Annotated in this window: 16 protein-coding genes; 7 read left to right on the top strand and 9 right to left on the bottom strand. The window is 67.4% G+C overall.

Annotation, left to right across the window (positions count from 1 at the left end; translation table 11 throughout):
• Positions 1-270: hypothetical protein (locus A5696_RS27740; RefSeq protein ID WP_156738491.1), on the bottom strand; the 270-nt coding region annotated here is incomplete at its 3' end.
• A gap of 136 nt (positions 271-406) precedes the next feature.
• Positions 407-898, bottom strand: a complete 492-nt coding sequence (locus tag A5696_RS19630) for a hypothetical protein (protein WP_067882679.1) — start codon at positions 896-898, stop codon at positions 407-409.
• Positions 899-947: 49 nt separating this feature from the next.
• Here A5696_RS19630 and A5696_RS19635 point away from each other — a divergent pair, with 49 nt between their 5' ends.
• Positions 948-2360, top strand: coding sequence for a DNA polymerase IV (locus tag A5696_RS19635; RefSeq protein WP_197517027.1), 1413 nt, complete (start codon positions 948-950; stop codon positions 2358-2360).
• Here the strand turns inward: A5696_RS19635 and A5696_RS19640 are convergent.
• Positions 2325-3290, bottom strand: coding sequence for an asparaginase (locus A5696_RS19640; RefSeq protein WP_067882743.1), 966 nt, complete (start codon positions 3288-3290; stop codon positions 2325-2327). The genes A5696_RS19635 and A5696_RS19640 overlap by 36 nt on opposite strands.
• Positions 3291-3333: 43 nt before the next feature.
• On the opposite strand from A5696_RS19640, the gene lspA reads away from it, so the two are divergent.
• Positions 3334-3918, top strand: coding sequence for a signal peptidase II (lspA, locus tag A5696_RS19645; RefSeq protein WP_067882681.1), 585 nt, complete (start codon positions 3334-3336; stop codon positions 3916-3918).
• Positions 3915-4841 (top strand): RluA family pseudouridine synthase, encoded by a 927-nt coding sequence (locus A5696_RS19650; protein ID WP_082956621.1) that lies wholly within the window; start codon positions 3915-3917, stop codon positions 4839-4841. Before lspA ends, A5696_RS19650 begins: the two co-directional genes overlap by 4 nt.
• 1 nt (position 4842) lies before the next feature.
• Here the strand turns inward: A5696_RS19650 and A5696_RS19655 are convergent, their stop codons facing one another.
• Positions 4843-5601: a class I SAM-dependent methyltransferase gene (locus A5696_RS19655; RefSeq protein ID WP_067882682.1), complete on the bottom strand. Its 759-nt coding sequence runs from the start codon at positions 5599-5601 to the stop codon at positions 4843-4845.
• Between the two features lie 56 nt (positions 5602-5657).
• Entirely contained in the window at positions 5658-6062 is a 405-nt protein-coding gene (locus tag A5696_RS19660) for a group 1 truncated hemoglobin (protein ID WP_067882683.1), read from the bottom strand.
• Positions 6063-6285: 223 nt separating this feature from the next.
• Here A5696_RS19660 and A5696_RS19665 point away from each other — a divergent pair, with 223 nt between their 5' ends.
• The 3 genes from A5696_RS19665 to A5696_RS19675 all read left to right on the top strand — a co-directional run bounded on the left by A5696_RS19665 (position 6286) and on the right by A5696_RS19675 (position 8791).
• Positions 6286-7305 (top strand): SDR family NAD(P)-dependent oxidoreductase, encoded by a 1020-nt coding sequence (locus A5696_RS19665; protein WP_067882745.1) that lies wholly within the window; start codon positions 6286-6288, stop codon positions 7303-7305.
• 4 nt (positions 7306-7309) lie between these two features.
• On the top strand, positions 7310-8113 hold the full coding sequence (locus A5696_RS19670) for an SDR family oxidoreductase (protein ID WP_067882684.1): 804 nt from the start codon (positions 7310-7312) through the stop codon (positions 8111-8113).
• Positions 8114-8359: 246 nt separating this feature from the next.
• Entirely contained in the window at positions 8360-8791 is a 432-nt protein-coding gene (locus A5696_RS19675; protein ID WP_067882685.1) for an SRPBCC family protein, read from the top strand.
• 14 nt (positions 8792-8805) lie between these two features.
• Here the strand turns inward: A5696_RS19675 and A5696_RS19680 are convergent, their stop codons facing one another.
• The 4 genes from A5696_RS19680 to A5696_RS19695 all read right to left on the bottom strand — a co-directional run bounded on the left by A5696_RS19680 (position 8806) and on the right by A5696_RS19695 (position 13435).
• Complete coding sequence (locus A5696_RS19680) at positions 8806-9228, bottom strand: hypothetical protein (RefSeq protein ID WP_067882686.1); 423 nt, start codon at positions 9226-9228, stop codon at positions 8806-8808.
• A 99-nt stretch (positions 9229-9327) separates the two neighbouring features.
• Positions 9328-12258 (bottom strand): RND family transporter, encoded by a 2931-nt coding sequence (locus A5696_RS19685; RefSeq protein WP_067882687.1) that lies wholly within the window; start codon positions 12256-12258, stop codon positions 9328-9330.
• Positions 12255-12659, bottom strand: coding sequence for an MmpS family transport accessory protein (locus A5696_RS19690; protein WP_067882688.1), 405 nt, complete (start codon positions 12657-12659; stop codon positions 12255-12257). The genes A5696_RS19685 and A5696_RS19690 overlap by 4 nt, the downstream gene beginning before the upstream one ends.
• Positions 12660-12838: 179 nt before the next feature.
• Positions 12839-13435: a TetR/AcrR family transcriptional regulator gene (locus A5696_RS19695; RefSeq protein WP_067882689.1), complete on the bottom strand. Its 597-nt coding sequence runs from the start codon at positions 13433-13435 to the stop codon at positions 12839-12841.
• Between the two features lie 99 nt (positions 13436-13534).
• Here A5696_RS19695 and dnaE point away from each other — a divergent pair, with 99 nt between their 5' ends.
• Positions 13535-17104 (top strand): DNA polymerase III subunit alpha, encoded by a 3570-nt coding sequence (gene dnaE, locus A5696_RS19700; RefSeq protein WP_067882690.1) that lies wholly within the window; start codon positions 13535-13537, stop codon positions 17102-17104.
• The last annotated feature ends 15 nt before the right edge of the window (positions 17105-17119 follow it).

Raw genomic sequence — 17119 nt, forward strand, 5'->3', positions numbered from 1 at the left:
GGTGGTGGCGCTCAGCAGGGTGGCGGTCAGCAGCAGGGTGGTGGCGCTCAGCAGGGTGGCGGTCAGCAGCAGGGTGGTGGCGCTCAGCAGGGTGGCGGTCAGCAGCAGGGTGGCGGCGCTCACGGCCCGATCCCGTGCCTTGCATGCCAGCCGCATCCGATCCAGCAGCAGCCGGTCCAGCCGCATCCGATCCAGCAGCAGCCGGTCCACCCGCAACAGCCGGTCCACCCGCAACAGCCCATCCAGCAGCAGCCGATCCAGCAGCACCACTGAATTAGCGGAGCATTAGGCGAGGCCGGACTTCGAGCCGGCCTCGCCGCTATTGGTTCGCGAGCGTAACCCCACTGCGAGAGTCAGGACGAGATTTCGCAGTGGGGTTACGCTCGCGGTCCCCGAGAGCCGGGCGTTACACGCCCGAGCGCAGCGCGCGGCGCGCGTGCGGCCAAAACGGCATGCCCGCCACGACGGTCGCGCCGGTGGCGATGACGCCGACCGCCACGTCGACGCTCTCACGGCCGTCCTGCGCCCAGTAGACGTCCTTGAGGTCCAGCAGCAGGGCCAGCTCGTCGACGATCATCGCGTTCGCGGCACCGAAGGCGACCGCCGCCGCGGGGTGCCGGCGCTGCCTCTCCGATCCGCGCAGCCCCACGCCCGCGACGGTGGCCAGCATCCCGATGCCGATGTTGTAGTGATGAAAGTGCCTGCCGCCCAACGATATACCGCCACCCGATGGTCCGTGGCCGGCGCGGATCCAGTGGGTGAGCCCGCGCAGCCCGGCGAACGTGAGCGTGAACGACGCCCAGGCCAGCACGGTGGCCTGCTCACCGGGTTGCAGGCGCTGCTCCCACTGGTGGCGCAACCGCCCCCAGCGGGACACCGGTTCGGCCTGCGCGTCCATACCCCTGGACGTTAGACCAATAGCATCTGCAGTTGTGGAGTCCCGCTGGGTGCTGCACCTGGACATGGACGCGTTCTTCGCCTCCGTCGAGCAGCTCACCCGACCGACCCTGCGGGGACGGCCGGTGCTGGTCGGCGGGCTGGGCGGCCGCGGCGTGGTGGCCGGCGCCAGCTACGAAGCCCGGGTGTTCGGCGCCCGCTCGGCCATGCCGATGCATCAGGCCCGCCGGCTGATCGGCGTCACCGCGGTGGTGTTGCCGCCCCGCGGCGTGGTCTACGGGGTGGCCAGCCGCCGGGTGTTCGACGCGGTGCGCAGCCTGGTGCCCGTCGTCGAGCAGCTGTCCGTCGACGAGGGCTTCGGCGAGCCGCCGCAGCTGGCCGGGGCGCCGGCCGAGGAGGTCGAGGCGTTCTGCGAGGGTTTGCGGCGGCGCATTCGCGACCAGACCGGCCTGATCGCCTCCGTCGGCGCGGGCTCGGGCAAGCAGATCGCCAAGATCGCCTCGGGGCTGGCGAAACCCGATGGCGTGCGGGTGGTTCGGCGCGCCGAAGAACGACCGCTGCTCGGCGGGTTGCCGGTGCGGCGGCTGTGGGGCATCGGCCCCGTCGCCGAGGAGAAGCTCAACCGGCTCGGCATCGAGACGATCGGCCAGCTGGCCGCGCTGAGCGACGCCGAGGTGGCCAACATCCTGGGCGCGACGGTCGGGCCGGCGTTGCACCGCCTGGCCCGCGGCATCGACGACCGCCCGGTCGCCGAGCGCGCCGAGGCCAAGCAGATCAGCGCCGAGTCGACCTTCGCCGTCGACCTGACCAGCCTCGAGCAGCTGCGCGACGCGATCGACCCGATCGCCGAGCACGCGCACCGGCGCCTGCTGCGCGACGGCCGCGGCGCCCGCACCGTCACGGTGAAGCTGAAGAAGTCCGACATGAGCACGCTGACCCGCTCGGCGACGTTGCCCTACGCGACGGCCGAGGCGGGCGCGCTGGTCGCGGTGGCCCGGCGGTTGCTGCTCGATCCGCGCGAAATCGGGCCGATTCGCCTACTGGGCGTGGGGTTTTCGGGGTTGAGCGACGTCCGGCAGGAGTCGTTGTTCCCGGACCTGGAGCTGGCGGGGGAGACGCCAGAGGAGCAAACCGCGGTGACCGCGACCGAGGCGATGTTCGCCCCGGCCCCCGAGGAGGCGTCGCCGTGGCGGGTGGGAGATGACGCGGGGTGGCGGGTGGGAGATGACATCGCCCACCGCGAACTCGGTCACGGCTGGGTGCAGGGCGCCGGCCACGGAGTGGTGACGGTGCGGTTCGAGACCCGCGGTTCCGGCCCGGGCCAGGCGCGCACGTTTCCGGCCGACACGGGCGACCTGCGCGCCGCCAACCCCGTCGACTCCCTGGACTGGCCGGACTATCTCGGTGGTCTGCAGGCCGACGCGCTGCTAACCCCAGCGGTCGATGACGTCGGCGACGGGTAGCCGCGCGGCCAACGCGGCCATCAGCAGCACCCGGGCCTGCGGCGGGCGTAGCCGCGGCACCATCACCGCGCCGGCGGCCGCCATGTCGTGGCCGGGGCCGTAACTCGCGCCGACCCGCCCGCCGGGGACGCGGGTGGACACCGCGATGACCACGCCGGCGCCGCAGTGCCGGCGCACCCCCTCGACGACCGCGGTCCCGGCGTTGCCGGACCCCAGCGCCTCCAGCACGACCCCTCGCGCGCCGGCGGCCACGCAGGCGTCCAGCGCCACCGAGTCACTGCCGAGGTAGGCCGCGACGATGTCGACCCGCGGCGCGCCGGCGGCGCCGAGCTCGCCGAGGTACGGCCGGGTCTTGGCGCCCGTCAGCGTCACCCCGCCGCGCACCGTGCCGATCAGTTCGCCGGCGAAGCCGCTCAGGTCGTCGGTGGCCACCTTGTGCATGCCCAGCGGCTGCAGCACCCGGCCGGCGAAGCACACCAGCACGCCCAGGCCGCGGGCGGCCGGGCTGGCCGCGACCGCCAGCGCATCGCGCAGGTTGCCCGGACCGTCGGCGTCGGGGGCGTCGGCGCTGCGCATGGCCCCCGTGAGGACGACCGAGACGTCGCCCGCGTGGGTGAGGTCGAGCCACAGCGCGCTCTCCTCCATGGTGTCGGTGCCGTGGGTGATGACCACCCCGTCGGCGCCGTCGTCGATCGCGGCGCGCACGGCGCCACGGATGCGGTCCCAGTCGGCCGGCGTCAGCTCCGAACTGTCGAGGGACAGCAGGTCGACGACGCTGACGTCGAACGTTCCGCTGAGGGGCGCCGTGAGGTCCGCGCCGGTGTAGGCCGGTCGGCGCACCCCGTCGGCGCCTGTGCCGGTCGATATCGTGCCCCCGGTGGCGATGACGGTGAGGCGGGCCCTCGAATTGGGCTCCTTCGAATTGGGCACAGTGGCATCATCGCGCACGTTCGGGTTGGGGGATGATGGTGACGTGCCCGACGAATTGACCGGACCGGCCCCGGAGGTGGCCGAACCCGAACCCGCACCGGCCAGGGCGCCGCGGCGGCTGCGCCTGCTGCTGTCCGTCGCCGCGGTGGTGCTGACGCTGGACATCGTCACGAAGGTGCTCGCCGTCAAGCTGCTGCCACCGGGCCAGCCGGTGTCGATCATCGGCGACACGGTGACCTGGACGCTCGTGCGCAACTCGGGCGCGGCGTTCTCGATGGCCACCGGCTACACCTGGGTCCTGACCCTGATTGCGACGGGCGTGGTGGTCGGCATCTTCTGGATGGGACGACGGCTGGTGTCGCCGTGGTGGGCGGTCGGGCTCGGGATGATCCTCGGCGGCGCCATGGGCAACCTCGTCGATCGCTTCTTCCGGTCGCCCGGCCCGCTGCGCGGCCACGTCGTGGACTTCTTGTCGGTCGGCTGGTGGCCGGTGTTCAATGTCGCCGACCCGTCCGTGGTCGGCGGGGCGATTCTGCTGGTGGTTCTGTCGATCTTCGGCTACGACTTCGACACCGTGGGCCGGCGTAAACCCGACTCCGATAACCCCCGCAAGGCCGACCAGCGTTGACCGAACGTTCGATGCCCGTCCCGGAGGGACTGGCGGGCATGCGTGTCGACGCCGGGTTGGCGCGCCTGCTGGGGCTGTCGCGCAGCGCCGCGGCGGCGCTGGCCGAAGGCGGCGGCGTCGAACTCGACGGGGTGCGGGCGGGCAAGTCCGACCGCCTGGCCGGCGGCGCCTTCCTGCACGTGCGCCTGCCCGAGGCGCCTGCCCCGCCGGAGAACACGCCCGTCGACATCGAGGGCATGACGATCCTGTATTCCGACGACGACATCGTCGCGGTGGACAAGCCCGCCGCGGTGGCCGCCCACGCGTCGGTGGGCTGGACCGGTCCGACGGTGCTCGGCGGTTTGGCCGCCGCTGGTTACCGGATCACCACCTCCGGCGTGCCCGAGCGGCAGGGGATCGTGCACCGCCTCGACGTCGGCACCTCCGGGGTGATGGTGGTGGCGTTGTCCGAGCGCGCCTACACCGTGCTCAAGCGGGCGTTCAAACAGCGCACCGTCGACAAGCGCTATCACGCGCTGGTGCAGGGACATCCGGATCCGTCCAGCGGGACGATCGACGCCCCGATCGGGCGGCACCGCGGCGGTGAGTGGAAGTTCGCCGTCACCAGGGAGGGGCGGCACAGCCTCACCCATTACGACACCATCGAAGCCTTCGCCGCCGCCAGCCTGCTCGACGTGCACCTGGAAACCGGTCGCACCCACCAGATCCGGGTGCACTTCTCCGCGCTGCATCACCCGTGCTGCGGCGACCTCGTCTACGGGGCGGATCCGGTGCTGGCGAAAAGGCTTGGGCTGGAACGGCAATGGCTGCACGCGCGCTCGTTGTCCTTCACCCACCCGGCCGACGGCAGGCGGATGGAGATCGTCAGCCCCTATCCGCCCGACCTGCAGCACGCGCTGGACGTGCTGCGCGCGGAGGGCTGATTCACCCGGCCTTGCGCGCCTCGACCAGGACCCGCGTCGGGTGCGCGACGAACATGCCGTCTTTTTGGATGTGCTCGTGCAGTTCCCGCAGCCGGTCCCGGTAGCCCTCGACGGTGAAGTCCGGCACCGTCCACACCACCTTGCGCAGGAAGTAGACGACGGCGCCGATGTCGAAGAACTCTGCCCGCAGCCGCTCCGCACGCAAATCCACCACCTGCAGGCCCGCGCCTTCCACCTGCGCGCGCACGGCGTCCGGATGAAACTCGGCCCACTTCTCCGGCTGCGGACCGATGAAGTACTCGACCAGCTCGCCCATCGTGGCGGGCCCGATGTGCTGGGCGAAGTAGGTGCCGCCGGGCCGCAGCACGCGACGGATCTCGTTCCACCACACGGAGATCGGATGACGGGTGGTCACCAGGTCGAACGCCTCATCGGCGAACGGCAGCGGCGGCTCGTCCCGGATCGCCACCAGCACCACGCCGAGCGGATGCAGGCGCTTCGTCGCCAGGGCCGCGTTCGGGGGCCACGTCTCGATGGCCGCCATGGTGGGTGGGAAGGGACCCGCGCCCGACAGCACCTCGCCGCCCCCGGTGTGGATGTCCAGCGCGGCGGACGCCTTCGCCAATCGGCTGCTCAGCTGCCGCTGGAAACCCCAGGACGGCCGTTCCTCGGTCGCGCGGCCGTCGAGCCAGGAGAAGTCCCAGCCGTCGACGGATACGGAATCGGCTTCGGCGACCAGATCTTCGAATGTGCGGGACATGCATTGCATTGTCACCGAAGCGCCGAGATTGCCGCCATGGCCGCGGTCGGGGGCTGTTAAACCTTGGTGGTTTCCGGCGACGCGATCTCGGGAGCCAGCGGCGCGATGGCACTGAGTATGTCGGTGACCGTTGCCGAGGGCACCCCGGCGGCGGCAAGCGCGTCGGCCAGGTGGCCCGCCACCAGGTTGAAGTGATGCATGGTGATGCCGCGGCCCTGGTGCACCTGCTTCATCGGCGCGCCGGTGTAGGGCTCGGGCCCGCCGAGCGCGGCCGCGAAGAACTCGACCTGCCTGCCCTTGAGGCGGTTCATGTTGGTGCCGCTGAAGAAGCCCGACAGTTGCTCATCGGCAAGCACGCGGGCGTAGAAGTCCTCGACGACGACCTCGATGGCCTCCTGTCCGCCGATCCGGTCGTAGATCGTGGTCGGCTCGGGTTTGCGGAAACGTGCCAGAATTTTCATAAATTCGATTGGAACATCGCGGGGTTGCCCACCAGTAAGTGCGCGATCACGCCCGGATTACCCGCTGTAACAAGGGGATTGCTCCTCGATGGCCGCGCCTTGGGTCCCTGTGTGAGCGGTGGCGTCGCGGTGCGCAGGGCGGCAATCCGGCATCCGCCGGCCTGTCGATGCCCTAGGTTGGTGCTATGACCCACGTCACACCGCCCGTCAGGAGCGAATGCCGATGAATCTCCTCGGTGACTTGACGCATCTGGTGGAAAAGCCGTTCGCGGCGGTTTCCAACATCATCAACACCCCCAACTCGGCCGGGCGATATCGACCGTTCTATGTGCGCAATCTGCTGGATGTGGTGCAGGGCCGCACGCTTCGCGACGCGGTGAAGGGTAAGACCGTGCTCATCACCGGCGGGTCGTCGGGCATCGGGGAGGCCGCCGCCAAGCAGATCGCGGAAGCGGGCGGGGTGGTGGTGCTGGTCGCCCGCACCCGGGAGAACCTCGAGAAGGTCGCCGCAGAGATCGAAGGCAACGGCGGAACCGCCCACGTCTACCCGTGCGACCTGTCCGACGTGGACGCTATCGCCGCGATGGCAGATCAGGTGATTGACGACCTCGGGGGAGTCGACATCCTGATCAACAACGCCGGACGGTCGATCCGGCGCTCACTGGAGCTGTCCTACGACCGCATCCACGACTACCAGCGGACGATGCAACTGAACTACCTCGGCGCGGTCCAGCTGATCCTCAAGTTCATCCCCGGGATGCGGGAACGCGGCTTCGGGCAGATCATCAACGTCTCCTCGGTCGGCGTGCAGACCCGTGCGCCGCGCTTCGGCGCCTACATCGCCAGCAAGGCCGCCCTCGACAGCCTGTGCGACGCGCTGCAGGCCGAGGTGGTGAACGACGACGTCAAGTTCACCACCGTGCACATGGCGCTGGTGCGCACCCCGATGATCAGCCCCACCACGATGTACGACAAGTTCCCGGCGCTGACGCCGGAGCAGGCGGCCGGCGTGATCGCGGATGCGATCGTGCACCGGCCCAGGCGCGCCAGCTCGCCGTTCGGGCAATTCGCCGCCGTCGCCGACGCCGTCAACCCTGCGGTGATGGACCGGGTGCGCAACCGCGCCTTCGCCATGTTCAAAGACTCCGATGCCGCCAAGGGCGGCGAATCAGCCGGGGATGCAGAGCATTTCGACAAACGCAGCGAAACGTTTGTCCGCGCGACCCGCGGGATACATTGGTGACATCATGAGCCTTCCGAAACCCGACACCGACACCACCGTCGTCATCACCGGCGCCTCCTCCGGCATCGGCGCCGAACTGGCCCGCGGCCTGGCCCGCCGCGGGTTCCCGCTGCTGCTGGTCGCCCGGCGCCGCGACCGCCTCGACGAACTCGCCAACGAGGTGGGCCAGGAATACTCGGTGGCGGTGGAGGTGCTGCCGCTGGATCTCAGCGATCCCAAGGGCCGCGCCAAGCTGGCGGACCGGCTGCGCACCGAACCCATCGCGGGGCTGTGCAACAGCGCGGGTTTCGGCACCAGCGGTGTCTTCTACGAGTTGCCGCTGGAGCGGGAAAGCGAAGAGGTCACCCTCAACGCGCTAGCCCTGATGGAGCTCACCCACGCGGTCCTGCCCGGCATGGTCGAGCGCGGCTCCGGTGCCGTGATGAACATCGCCTCGATCGCCGGTTTTCAACCGTTGCCCTACATGGCGGTGTATTCGGCCACCAAGGCGTTCGTGCAGACGTTCTCCGAGGCGATCCACGAGGAGCTGCACGGAACGGGCGTGTCGGTCACGGTGCTGTGTCCGGGCCCGGTGCCCACGGAGTGGGCCGAGATCGCCCACGCCGAACGGTTCAGCATCCCCGTCGCGCAGGTCTCGCCGCAGGACGTGGCCGAAGCGGCCATCGGCGGGATGCTGGTCGGCAAGCGCAGCGTGGTGCCGGGCATCGTGCCCAAGGTGGTCAGCACCGGCGGCCGGTTCGTGCCGCGCACCCTGCTGCTGCCGGGGCTGCGGATCGGCAACCGATTCCGCGGCGGGCCCAGCCGCTGATGCTGTCGGCTTCCCCCACTGCGGCCGCGCTGACGGGTGTGAGTCCTGGGCGTTGCGTGTGAATCCACGGCGGAAAAATCCCTGTTTCAGCGCCCTGAGCTCACGCGCAAAGCCCTGTGCTCACACACAAAGCCCTGTGCTCACACGCAACGCCCTGAGCTCACGCGCAAAGCCCTGTGCTCACACGCAACGCCCTCAGTTCACACGCCCAAGTCGTGGGCTCACACCGGCAGCTAGGCTCGGGCGATGGCCGCCGTTGACATGACCGCCGACATGCCGATGACCCCGCAGGACATGTGGGATCACGTGTCGGACCTGTCGGATCTGGGCGAATGGCTGGTGATGCACGAGGGCTGGCGCAGCGAGCTGCCCGACGAGATCACCGAGGGCACCGAGATCGTCGGCGTGGCGCGGTCCAAGGGCCTGCGCAACCGGGTGACGTGGACGGTGACGACCTGGGACCCGCCGCACCAGGTGGCGATGAAGGGATCAGGCAAGGGCGGCACGAAATACGCCGTCACCCTGAGCGTGCGGGCCACCGAAGACGGGTCCACCCTCGGCCTGCGGCTGGAGCTGGGCGGGCGCCCGCTGTTCGGCCCGGTCGGCTCGGCCGCGGCCCGCGCCGTCAGGGGAGACGTCGAGAAGTCGCTGCAGCAGTTTGTGGAGCGGTACGGCTAGGAATCTCATCGCCGTCAACCTCGTTGGAGTTGTCCCCGCAGACGGCGTTTCAAGGTTGCAATCCTGAGTAGCTGAATGGTCAGGTTTATGGCTCCCAACATAGGGAACAACCCGATATAGATCCGAAGGGATCTGATTCCGTGCAATTCAATAGTGCTGAATACGATGAAGCACCCGATGGTAAAAACCGCGGCCGGAATCGAGAAGGCCATCAAGGATCCACGGTCAGCGATCGCTTGGGCCGCGCAATCTAATTCGTCCTTCGTCATCGGTTCGCCCTGGCGCAATTTACCTAACACTCTTTTGACGCCACCGATCTCCTCGCCGACCGGTGTGGGCGCGCGGTCCAGCAGCCGCTTCACGAAAGCAAAGACAAAAGCGGCGAATACCAATTCGGCCACGCCTGCTAGCACCGCCAGATAACCAAATAGGCCCAAATTTATTCACTCCTTTGTCGAACACGATCCTGTTGGGCAGCCGAGGAACCGGGCGCGAGCGACCGCGAAGACGATGGCCGCCGCCGGGCCGGGGTTCGGTCAGGCTCTCGTTGAGGCGCGGGATTGCGTTGCATCTGAAGGTGATTGGTACGTCACGGCCGGGTCTCCGTCTTCCCACAGCAGAAGTTGACGAACCGCGGGACGCGGTCCGTACGGACGAAGCATCGTGCTGGCTGGGCGGGGGCGCACGCGTTGGGGCCACCAGAACCAGCGCCCGAGCAGCGCAGCCACGGACGGTGTCATGAATGACCGCACGATCAAAGTGTCGAACAGCAGACCCAAGGCGATCGTCGTCCCAATTTGACCCAGCACCAACAAGGAGGCGGAAACAAATGACGCCATGGTGAAGGCGAACACCAGGCCGGCAGACGTCACCACCGCCCCGCTGCCTGCCATGGCGCGGATGATGCCCGTATTCAACCCGGCGTGAATTTCTTCCCTGAACCGCGAGATCAGTAGCAGGTTGTAGTCGGATCCCACCGCCAGCAGGATGATGACTGACAGTGCCAGGCAGATCCAATAGAGCTTGATACCCAGGATGTCCTGCCAGACCAGGACGGAAAGCCCGAAAGATGCGCCCAACGAGAGCGCCACGGTGCCCACGATGACGATGGCTGCGACCAGACTTCGGGTAATGATCACCATGATGAGCAGAATCAGGCTCAGCGCGGCTATTCCGGCGATCAGGAGGTCGTATTTGGCGCCGTCTGCGATGTCTTTGTACGTGGCGGCCGTGCCGGCGAGATAAATGTTGGAGTCTCCCAACGGGGTATTCTTCACGGCCTGTTTGGCCGCCTCCCTGATCGGGTCGATATGCGAGATGCCTTCGGGCGTTGCGGGATCACCTTCATGGGAGATGATCATGCGGGCGGCCTTGCCGTCCGGCGAGAGGAATAGTTTTAGACCCCTTTTGAACTCCGGGTTGCCGAAAGCCTCGGGCGGCAGGTAGAAGGAATCATCGTTCTTGGCGGCGTCATAAGCCTGCCCCAGGGCGGTCGCAGTGTCGGTATTCGCCCGCGTCTGAGCATTGATCCCCAAGTTCGTGGCGTAGTTCGACAGCGTCAGGCCGAGGTTCTTCTCCTGATCGGCGATCTGAGGCGGCAACAAAGTCACCAACTTCTGCTGGCCCGCATCCAACTTGTCCAAGCTGCCGGTGAGCTTTTCGAACTGCGCACTCAGCTGATCAATCCCGTCGAGTGCGTCGAAAACGGATCGCAGGGCAAAGCAGGCGGGAATGTCGTAGCAGTGCCTTTCCCAATAGAAATAACTGCGAATGGGCCGGAAGAAGTCGTCGAAATTCGCGATCTTATCCCGCAGCTCGTTGATGGTGGCGATCGTCTCGTGAAAGCTTTGGGTCTCGTCGTGCGTGGAAGCGGCGAGCTGTTTCTGCAGGCCGTACTGTTGGTTCAAGATGCTGATTGTGTCTCTGAGATTGTCGGCCTGCTTGAGCAGATCCTCCGCACGCTCTTTCTGATACTGCAGGTTCTCGATGCTGCCGATGCTGCCCGCGCTGATCTGGAAAGCCAGCGAGGTGTGTTCGATCGGGGTTCCCAACGGCCTGGTCATGGACTGCACCTGGGCGATTCCGGGAAGGTGCGCGATCGCTTTCGCGACCCGCTCCAGGTTGATCATGTCGGCAGGATTGCGCATGTCGTGATCGGTTTCGATCATCAGCAGTTCGGGATTGAGCCGGGCTTGAGAAAAGTGCCGCTCCGCGGCCGCGTAACCGACATTCGCCGGGGCGCTGGCCGGCATGTAGGGGCGCGCGTCGTAGTTCGTTTTGTATCCGGGCAAAGCGAGCAGACCGATCAGGGCGACACCGGTCGCCACGACCAGGATGGGGCCGGGCCAGCGCACGATCGCGGTGCCGATGCGCCGCCAGCCGCGAGTCGCCAGCCGGCGCTTTGGGTCGAACAATCCGAAAAGGCTGCCCACGGTGATCACCGCCGGGGCCAGGCTGAGCGCGGCCACCAGTGCGACCCCGATACCTATCGCGGCGGGAATGCCCAGGCTCTGAAAGTAATTCAGCCTGGTGAAGCGCAAACAGAGCACAGCACCGGCGACAGTCAGACCGGAGCCCAAGACCACATGGGTGGTCCCACGGTACATGGTGTAGAAGGCGGTTTCACGGTTCTGCCCGTCGTGCCGCGCCTCGTGGTAGCGGCCGACAAAAAAGATCGCGTAGTCGGTGCCGGCGGCGATGACGAGCAGCGTGAGCAGATTCGTCGCATACGTCGAGAGCCCGATCAACCCGACGCTGCCGAGAAAGGCGACAATGCCCCTGGCGGCGGCCATTTCAACGATGACAGTGACCAGCACGAAGATTGCCGTGACAGAGCGGTAAACCCAAAACAACATGGCCAGGATCACCAGTACCGTGATCACGGTGACCTTGAAGATGCCCTTGCTGCCGACTTCGAACTGGTCCGTGACCAGCGGCGCCGCGCCGGTCACATACGCCTTGACCCCAGGCGGTGCGGGCGTATGCGCCACGATTTCGCGGATAGCGTCGACGGACTCGTTGGCCATCGCATCGCCCTGGTTGCCGGCAAGGTAGACCTGTACGTAGGCGGCCTTGCCGTCTTTGCTTTGCGAGCCCGCCGCCGTCAGCGGATCTCCCCAGAAATCCTGGACGTGCTCCACATGCTTGGGGTCGTGCTCGAGCTTGCGGACCAGAGCGTCGTAAAACCGGTGGGCATCGTCGCCCAGCGGCTTGTCGCCTTCCAGGACGATCATGGCCGCACTGTCGGAATCGAATTCGTGAAACACTTTGCCGATGTGTTGCATCGCCTGAAACGACGGCGCGCTCGGGGTATTCAGGGATACGTTGTGGGCTCTGGCCACATCCTCCAGATTCGGGACGGCAATATTCGAGATGGCGGCCACGGCCACCCAGAGCAGCAGGATCGGCACCGAAAGACGACGAATCGCTTGCGCCAGAGCGGGTTTCGGAGCGGGATCCTCGCTCATGCGGACTTCACCAGGCAAAAGGTATAGGCGTTCACTTGGTTGACGATCCTTTCGTCCTTGACCTCACCGTCCACCGTGATGCGACAGCCAAGCGAATCGCTGTTGCCCTGCGCCACGAGGTTGCTGAAGGCTCCGGGCTGTGTCGTCACCATGGTCAACGACCAGGGCAGGGCCGCGTTCAACACCTGCTTCGGCTGTACGTTGATGTCCACGTAGTTGATAGTCGCCACCGCGCCGGAGTCGCCGAAGACCTCGAGGGTGATGTGCTTGGGACTGAAGGGTTCGGTCTGTTCTGAGATGCCACCGGCCGCCGACGTGTTGTTGTGAGATCCGAAGATCCCGTGCAGTCGATAGACGCAGAATCCCGCGACGGCCACGACCACGACGACGACGAGCACCATCCACCCCCGCCTGACGAGGGACGTAACCCGAATCCCCATCACCCGTTGGCCTTCCGATGCTCGGGCGACACGGTCACGCTGACGCTGTGACCGTGGCCGTTGCTATGACCCTACGGTACTGATTAGTACTGCACAAGAGACGGAATCGTACACTTTACGAAGTCGGGTGCCGGGTTCCGTTATCCATGGGGCCGGGTGAGTCCGGGAAGGATGAAGTCGTCGACGAGGGCGCGCACGGTGCGACGGGTGGGCGCCCGGCCCGGGATGATGGAGCGGAAGATCAGGTATCCGGGCAACAAATCCCAGAGCTCGTCGGCGACCGCGGCCTCGTCGATCTCGCCCCGTTCGACGGCCTGCCGCAGGATGTGCTGGATCATGGCCTTGCGCTGGTCGAGGAACTGGTGCTGCATGGCTTCCCTGAGGGCGCGGTGGCGCGACACCTCGACGAGCACCGCGCGGATGGTGCCGGCGTTCTGCTGGCCCTGCTGGCAGATCTTCTCGCCGACCTGCAGCAGATCGCCCCTCAGCGTGCCCGTTTCCGGCGGGACCGCCACCTGTCGGATGCCCTCGATGAAGGCGGCCAGCACCAATTCGGCTTTGGAGGGCCAGCTCCGGTACACGGTGGCCTTGCTGGCGCGGGCCTCGCTGGCCACGGCGTCGACCGTCAACCCGTCGTACCCGTGCTCCTGCAGCAGCCGCAACGTCACCGCGAGCAGCTCGGCCTCGCGCGGCGACCACGGTGTCGGCCCCGCGAACCGGTCGGCAGTCTGGGTCATCCGCCCACTTTAGATCCGCGGCGCGCGAGTGTGTGAGTTGAAGACACACTCGCGACACGCCGGGGATGCGTCGGTGGTCGGTCATAGACTGGCGTCCCTATGACGGGTTCGACTGCTCCGAGCGCGAGCGCTCCTCGCGGGTCCTCCTTCGTGCACCTGCACAACCACACCGAGTACTCGATGCTGGACGGTGCCGCGAAGATCACGCCGATGCTCGACGAGGTGGCGCGGCTGGGCATGCCGGCGGTCGGAATGACCGACCACGGGAACATGTTCGGCGCCAGCGAGTTCTACAACGCGGCGACGAAGGTCGGGATCAAGCCGATCATCGGGGTGGAGGCCTACATCGCCCCGGGGTCGCGCTTCGACACCCGGCGCGTCACCTGGGGCGATCCCAGCCAGAAGGCCGACGACGTCTCCGGCAGCGGCTCCTACACGCACCTGACGATGGTGGCCGAGAACGCCGCCGGGCTGCGCAACCTGTTCAAGCTGTCCTCGCTGGCCTCCTTCGAGGGCCAGCTGAGCAAGTGGTCGCGGATGGACGCCGAGCTCATCGCCGAGCACGCCGAGGGCATCATCATCACCACCGGCTGCCCGTCCGGTGAGGTGCAGACCCGGCTGCGGCTGGGTCACGACCGGGAGGCGCTGGAATCGGCCGCCAAGTGGCGCGAGATCGTCGGGCCGGACAACTACTTCCTCGAGTTGATGGACCACGGGCTGTCCATCGAGCGACGGGTCCGCGAGGGCCTGCTCGAGATCGGCCGCAAGCTCGGGATCCCGCCGCTGGCCACCAACGACTGCCACTACGTCACCCGCGACGCCGCCCACAACCACGAGGCGCTGCTGTGCGTGCAGACCGGCAAGACGCTCTCGGACCCCAACCGGTTCAAGTTCGACGGCGACGGCTACTACCTCAAGTCGGCCGCCGAGATGCGCCAGATCTGGGACGGCGAGGTCCCCGGCGCCTGCGACTCCACGCTGCTGATCGCCGAGCGGGTCCAGCCCTACGACGAGGTGTGGGCGCCGCGCGACCGGATGCCGGTGTTCCCGGTGCCCGAGGGGCACGACCAGGCGTCCTGGCTGCGGCACGAGGTGGACGCCGGGCTGCGCCGGCGGTTCCCGGACGGGGCGCCGGACGGCTACGCCGCGCGGGCGGCCTACGAGATCGACGTCATCTGCGCCAAGGGCTTCCCGTCGTACTTCCTCATCGTCGCCGACCTGATCAATTACGCGCGCTCGGTGGGCATCCGGGTGGGCCCCGGCCGCGGATCGGCCGCCGGGTCGCTGGTCGCCTACGCCCTGGGCATCACCGACATCGACCCGATCCCGCACGGCCTGCTGTTCGAGCGGTTCCTCAACCCCGAGCGCACCTCGATGCCCGACATCGACATCGACTTCGACGACCGGCGCCGCGGTGAGATGGTGCGGTATGCCGCCGACAAGTGGGGCCACGACCGGGTGGCCCAGGTGATCACCTTCGGCACGATCAAAACCAAGGCGGCGCTGAAGGATTCGGCGCGGATCCACTACGGCCAGCCGGGCTTCGCCATCGCGGACCGGATCACCAAGGCGCTGCCGCCGCCGATCATGGCCAAGGACATCCCGCTGTCGGGCATCACCGACCCGAATCACGAGCGCTACAAGGAAGCCGCCGAGGTCCGCGGCCTGATCGAGACCGACCCGGACGTGCGCACCATCTACCAGACGGCGCGCGGCCTGGAGGGCCTGATCCGCAACGCCGGCGTGCACGCCTGCGCGGTGATCATGAGCAGCGAGCCGCTGACCGAGGCGATCCCGCTGTGGAAGCGCCCGCAGGACGGCGCCATCATCACCGGTTGGGACTACCCGTCGTGCGAGGCCATCGGCCTGCTGAAGATGGACTTCCTGGGCCTGCGCAACCTCACGATCATCGGCGACGCGATCGAGAACATCAAGGCCAACAGGGGAATTGACCTCGACCTCGAGTCTGTGCCGCTGGACGACAAGGCCACCTATGAACTGCTCGGCCGCGGCGACACGCTCGGGGTGTTCCAGCTCGACGGCGGCCCCATGCGGGACCTGCTGCGCCGCATGCAGCCGACCGGCTTCGAGGACATCGTCGCGGTGCTCGCGCTGTACCGGCCCGGCCCGATGGGCATGAACGCCCACAACGACTACGCCGACCGCAAGAACAACCGGCAGGCGATCAAACCGATCCACCCCGAGCTCGCCGAGCCGCTGCGCGAGATCCTCGCCGAGACATACGGTTTGATCGTCTACCAAGAGCAGATCATGCGCATCGCGCAGAAGGTGGCCAGCTACTCGCTGGCCCGAGCAGACATTCTGCGCAAGGCGATGGGCAAGAAGAAGCGCGAGGTCCTGGAGAAGGAATTCGAGGGCTTCTCCGAGGGGATGAAGGCCAACGGGTTTTCGGCCGGCGCGATCAAGGCGTTGTGGGACACCATCCTTCCGTTCGCCGACTACGCGTTCAACAAGTCGCACGCCGCGGGCTACGGCCTGGTGTCGTACTGGACCGCCTACCTCAAGGCGAACTACGCCAGCGAGTACATGGCCGGCCTGCTGACGTCGGTCGGCGACGACAAGGACAAGGCCGCGGTGTACCTGGCCGACTGCCGCAAGCTGGGCATCACGGTCCTGCCGCCCGACGTCAACGAGTCCGGCCTGAACTTCGCGTCGGTGGGCGCCGACATCCGCTACGGGCTGGGCGCGGTGCGCAACGTCGGCGCCAACGTCGTCGGGTCCCTGATCCAAACCCGCAGCGACAAGGGCAAATTCACCGATTTCTCGGACTACCTGAACAAGATCGACATCTCGGCCTGCAACAAGAAGGTCACCGAGTCGCTGATCAAGGCGGGCGCCTTCGATTCGCTCGGGCACGCCCGCAAGGGCCTCTTCCTGGTCCACACCGACGCCGTCGACTCGGTGCTGGGCACCAAGAAGGCCGAGGCGATGGGGCAGTTCGACCTGTTCGGCGGGGGAGACGCCGGCACCACCGACGCGGTGTTCACCATCAAGGTGCCCGACGACGAGTGGGAGGACAAGCACAAGCTCGCCCTGGAACGAGAGATGCTGGGCCTGTACGTGTCCGGGCATCCGCTCAACCGGGTGGCCCACCTGCTGACCGCCCAGGTCGACACCGCGATCCCGGCAATCCTGGACGGCGACGTCCCCAATGACACCCAGGTGCGGGTGGGTGGCATCCTGGCCTCGGTCAACCGGCGCGTGAACAAGAACGGGATGCCATGGGCCTCGGCACAATTGGAGGATCTCACCGGCGGCATCGAGGTGATGTTCTTCCCGCACGCGTACTCGACGTTCGGCGCCGACATCGTCGACGACGCGGTGGTGCTGATCAACGCCAAGGTGGCGATCCGCGACGACCGGATCACGCTGATCGCCAACGAGCTTGTGGTGCCGGACTTTTCCAGCGCCCAGGCCGACCGGCCGCTGGCGGTCAGCCTGCCGACGCGGCAGTGCACCTTCGACAAGGTCAGCGCGCTCAAGCAGGTGCTGGCGCGGCACCCCGGCACGTCGCAGGTGCACCTGCGGCTGATCAGCGGTGATCGGATCACCACCCTCGAACTGGACGCCTCGCTGCGGGTGACGCCTTCGCCCGCGCTGATGGGCGACCTCAAGGAGCTGCTCGGCCCCGGCTGCCTCGGCGTCTAGCTCACCCCGACCGTG

This window comes from Mycobacterium sp. E2699 (assembly GCF_001666745.1).
Taxonomy (GTDB): domain Bacteria; phylum Actinomycetota; class Actinomycetes; order Mycobacteriales; family Mycobacteriaceae; genus Mycobacterium.

Excerpts from the sequence above, each read along its gene's own strand:
- A5696_RS19665 (WP_067882745.1), top strand. The coding sequence starts at position 6,286 with ATGAATCTCCTCGGTGACTTGACGCATCTGGTGGAAAAGCCGTTCGCG.
- A5696_RS19675 (WP_067882685.1), top strand. The coding sequence starts at position 8,360 with ATGGCCGCCGTTGACATGACCGCCGACATGCCGATGACCCCGCAGGAC.
- A5696_RS19695 (WP_067882689.1), bottom strand. The coding sequence starts at position 13,435 with ATGACCCAGACTGCCGACCGGTTCGCGGGGCCGACACCGTGGTCGCCG.
- A5696_RS19655 (WP_067882682.1), bottom strand. The coding sequence starts at position 5,601 with ATGTCCCGCACATTCGAAGATCTGGTCGCCGAAGCCGATTCCGTATCC.
- A5696_RS19670 (WP_067882684.1), top strand. The coding sequence starts at position 7,310 with ATGAGCCTTCCGAAACCCGACACCGACACCACCGTCGTCATCACCGGC.
- A5696_RS19630 (WP_067882679.1), bottom strand. The coding sequence starts at position 898 with ATGGACGCGCAGGCCGAACCGGTGTCCCGCTGGGGGCGGTTGCGCCAC.
- A5696_RS19690 (WP_067882688.1), bottom strand. The coding sequence starts at position 12,659 with ATGGTGCTCGTCGTCGTCGTGGTCGTGGCCGTCGCGGGATTCTGCGTC.
- A5696_RS19660 (WP_067882683.1), bottom strand. The coding sequence starts at position 6,062 with ATGAAAATTCTGGCACGTTTCCGCAAACCCGAGCCGACCACGATCTAC.
- A5696_RS19685 (WP_067882687.1), bottom strand. The coding sequence starts at position 12,258 with ATGAGCGAGGATCCCGCTCCGAAACCCGCTCTGGCGCAAGCGATTCGT.
- dnaE (WP_067882690.1), top strand. The coding sequence starts at position 13,535 with ATGACGGGTTCGACTGCTCCGAGCGCGAGCGCTCCTCGCGGGTCCTCC.